The sequence below is a fragment of the Arthrobacter sp. TB 26 genome, assembly GCF_000427315.1.
Classification (GTDB): domain Bacteria; phylum Actinomycetota; class Actinomycetes; order Actinomycetales; family Micrococcaceae; genus Arthrobacter.
Genome location: NZ_AUPJ01000547.1, coordinates 7,648 through 11,583, shown reverse-complemented (window position 1 = coordinate 11,583; position 3,936 = coordinate 7,648). Strand labels below are relative to the sequence as shown.

General features: G+C 66.0%; 3 protein-coding genes and 1 pseudogene (2 of these 4 cut by a window edge). All 4 read left to right on the top strand.

From position 1 onward, the window contains the following. Positions 1–948 carry the 3' portion of a rhamnose ABC transporter substrate-binding protein gene (rhaS, locus tag K789_RS0121380; protein WP_051181231.1) on the top strand. It extends 114 nt beyond the left edge of the window, so the window shows 948 of its 1,062 coding nt (coding positions 115–1,062); the start codon falls outside the window, past its left edge; it ends in the stop codon at positions 946–948. Between the two features lie 107 nt (positions 949–1,055). After that, a complete protein-coding gene (locus K789_RS0121375) occupies positions 1,056–2,504 on the top strand; it encodes an L-fucose/L-arabinose isomerase family protein (RefSeq protein WP_024368521.1) in 1,449 nt (482 codons plus the stop codon). Next, the gene (locus K789_RS0121370; protein WP_029705645.1) at positions 2,501–2,878 is read left to right on the top strand and encodes an L-rhamnose mutarotase; all 378 of its coding nucleotides are present in this window, start codon (positions 2,501–2,503) and stop codon (positions 2,876–2,878) included. The genes K789_RS0121375 and K789_RS0121370 overlap by 4 nt, the downstream gene beginning before the upstream one ends. Position 2,879: 1 nt before the next feature. Continuing rightward, a pseudogene (rhaI, locus tag K789_RS24830) lies at positions 2,880–3,936 on the top strand (L-rhamnose isomerase); it runs 106 nt beyond the window's last position.

Below are 3,936 nucleotides of genomic sequence, written 5' to 3'. Positions count from 1 at the left end.
GGTGGCAGCAGCCCCGCCGCGGGAGGGGACCTGAAGATCACCTTCATCCCCAAGCAGCTCAACAACCCCTACACCGACGTCGTCCTGGGCGGCGGCAAGAAGGGCGCCACAGAAGCGGGTTTCGCCTCCTCCCAGGTGGTCGGACCGCTCGAGGCCTCCGCCTCCAGCCAGGTGTCCTTCATCAACGCCGAGACGCAGGCCGGCACCAACGTCATTGTGATCGCCGCCAATGATCCCGACGCCGTCTGCACGGCGCTCGGCGAGGCCCGCACCGCCGGTGCCAAGATCGTCGCTTTCGACTCGGACGCCAACCCGGATTGCCGCGACGTCTTCATCAGCCAGGTGGTGGCCAAGGACGTGGCGCTGATCCAGACCAAACTGATTTCCGAGCAGATCGGCGGCAGCGGCGAAATCGCCATCCTGTCAGCCACGGCCAACGCCACGAACCAGAACGGGTGGATCAAGTTTATGGAGGAGGAGCTGGCCTCCAACCCCGCCTACAAGGACATCAAGCTCGTGGCCAAGGTCTACGGCGACGACAACGACACCAAGTCCTTCCAGGAGGCCCAGGGCCTCATGCAGGCCCACCCGAACCTCAAGGGCATCATCTCGCCGACCACCGTCGGCATCGCCGCCACCGCCCGGTACCTTTCCACCTCCGAATACAAGGGCAAAGTCGCCCTCACCGGTCTTGGCCTGCCCAATGAAATGCGCCCCTTCGTCAAGGACGGAACCGTCAAGGAATTCGCCCTCTGGGATCCGGCCCAGCTGGGCTACGTTGCCGCCTTTGCAGGCAAGGCTCTCAAGGACGGCAAGATCACCGGCGCCGAGGGGGACACCTTCACCGCCGGTGAGCTGGGCGAACGCAAGGTCGAAAAGGGCGGGCTCGTCATCGTTGGGCCGCCCACGGTCTTCAACGCCGCCAACATCGACAAGTACGACTTCTGAACCGCCCCTTCTGATGCAAACCGACTAAGCAGCCGGGCGGGCTGGCAACAGCCTGCCCGGCGCAAGCCCCCCACGAGTTCCTTTTCCATGCCGGAAGGCCCCCTCACATGAACCACAAACAACCGGCTGCCCGGCTGCTGCATCCGCACCGGCGCCGGCCCACCCGCATCGGATTGGTCTCCGGCGGCCTCGGCGCCTACTGGCCCCAGTTTCCCGGGCTGCTGCCGCAGTTGCAGGAGTCCGTACGCTACGTCACGAGCCGCTTCGCCGGACTCGACGCCGACGTCGTCGACACCGGCTTCATCTCCGACGCGCAGGAAGCCGCCGCCGCCGGCGAGAAGCTTCGGATCGCCGACTGCGACCTCATCGTCATCTTCCTGACCACCTACCTGACCTCATCGATGGTGCTGCCGATCGCCCAGCGGGCCAAAACCCCGGTCCTGGTGATCGACCTGCAGCCCACCGAGGCCATGGACCACGCCACCTTCGACACCGGCAAATGGCTGGCCTACTGCGGCCAGTGCCCGGTCCCCGAGGTTGCCAACGTCTTCCGCCGCGCCGGCATCGACTTCCGCTCCGTCTCCGGGCACCTCAGGCAGGAATCCGCCTGGGAACGCATCACCCAGTGGGTGCACGCGGCCGGCGTCCGCGCCCGGTTGCGGAACGCCCGCCACGGACTCATGGGCCACTTGTATCCGGGGATGCTCGACGTCGCCACCGACCTCACCACCGTCTCGACGACCTTCGGCTCCCACGTGGAAGTGCTCGAATTCGACGACCTCCGGGAACGGGTGAACGGGGTCACCGAGGCCGAGGTGGCTGAACGCCTTGAACTCGCCCGGGACCTGTTTGTCCTCGACGAATCCGTCGATGACGGCGACTTCGCCTGGGGCGCGAAAGTGTCCGTCGGTCTGGACCGGCTCGTGGCGGACTTCGATCTCGACTCCGTGGCCTACTACCACCGCGGCCTGGCCGGCGAACAGCACGAACGCCTCGGCGCCGGGATGATCCTGGGCTCCTCCATCCTCACGGCCCGGGGAATCCCGATGGCGGGCGAATTCGAGCTGCGCACCTCCATCGCCATGCTTGCCGCGCAGGCGATCGGGGCAGGCGGATCGTTCACCGAAATCCAGGCCCTCAACTTCTTCGACAACGTGGTGGAAATGGGCCACGACGGTCCTGCCCACCTGGCCGTGTCGGCGCAGGAGCCGCTGCTCCGCGGCCTGGGCGTCTTCCACGGCAAACGCGGCTGGGGTGTCTCGGTCGAATTCGACGTCCGGCACGGCCCGGTGACCACATTCGGCCTCGGCCAGGACCCGGACGGCAGCTACGTGTTCATCACCTCCGAGGGCGAGGTGGTGCCCGGTCCGCTCCTGGCAATCGGCAACACGACGTCGCGGGTGGACTTCGGCGGTGACCCGGGACTCTGGGTGGACCAGTGGAGCCAGACCGGCATCGGGCACCACTGGGCCCTCTGCGTCGGACACCGCGCAGCGGACATCAAAGCCGCTGCCTCACTCCTGGGCATCGAACACCGGCAGGTGGTCCTGTCATGAGCATCCGCCGCGTCTGCTTCCAGCTCCAGGTCAAACCCGGACTCATCGCGGAATACACGGCCCGCCACGCCGCCGTGTGGCCGGACATGCTCGAGGCTCTGAAGTCCTCCGGCTGGAACAACTACTCCCTCTTTCTCCGCCCCGACGGGCTCCTGATCGGCTACTTCGAAACCGACAACCTCGACGTAGCCCGGGCCCGGATGGTAGCCACGGACGTCAACGCCCGCTGGCAAGCCGAGATGTCCGGATTTTTCGAAGACCTGAACGGGGCCCCGGATCAGGGGTTCCTGCAACTGACCGAAGTATTCAACCTCGAGGACCAGCTGGCCGCCGCCGCTGCCGCCCTCACCCAGCCCAAGTCCCTAGGAGACTGACGTGTCTATTCCAACAGACGTTCTCACCACGCTCGAACACCAGAGCATCGAACTTCCTTCCTGGGCGTTCGGCAACTCCGGCACCCGGTTCAAGGTCTTCGCCACACCGGGGACTCCGCGCACCATCGAGGAAAAGCTCGCCGACGCCGCCCAGGTCAACGCCCTGACGGGGCTGGCCCCCTCGGTTGCCCTGCACATACCCTGGGACAGGGTGGAGGACTACGGGGCGCTCGCGAAATTCGCTGACGGCCTGGGCGTCACGCTCGGGACGATCAACAGCAACACCTTCCAGGACGACGACTACAAGTTCGGCAGCCTCACGCACAGCGATCCGGCTGTGCGCCAAAAGGCCGTGGACCATATGTACGAGTGCCTGGACGTCATGAGCATGACCGGCTCGCAGGACCTGAAAATTTGGCTGGCCGACGGCACCAACTACCCCGGCCAGGGCAACATGCGGGCCCGCCAGGACTGGCTGGCCGAGTCCCTGCGCAAGGTCTACGACCGGCTCGGCGAGGACCAGCGGATGGTGCTGGAATACAAGTTCTTCGAACCGGCGTTCTACCACACCGACGTTCCGGACTGGGGCACCTCCTACGTGCACTGTGCCGCCCTGGGCGAGAAGGCCAAGGTCTGCCTGGACACCGGACACCACGCGCCCGGGACCAACATCGAGTTCATCGTCGCGCAGCTCCTGCGCCTGGGGAAACTCGGATCCTTCGACTTCAACTCCCGTTTCTACGCCGATGATGACCTCATCGTGGGAGCAGCGGACCCGTTCCAGTTGTTCCGCATCATGCACGAGGTGGTCCGCGGCGGGGGCCTGGATCCGGCCGCAGGTGTGGCCTTCATGCTGGACCAGTGCCACAACATCGAGGGGAAGATTCCCGGCCAGATCCGCTCCGTGCTGAACGTCCAGGAAATGACGGCGCGGGCCCTCCTGGTCGACACCGCAGCCCTCGAGGCCGCGCAAAACACGGGGGATGTCCTCGCTGCCAACGCGGTGCTGATGGACGCGTTCTACACCGACGTCCGCCCTGGACTGGCGGAATGGCGGG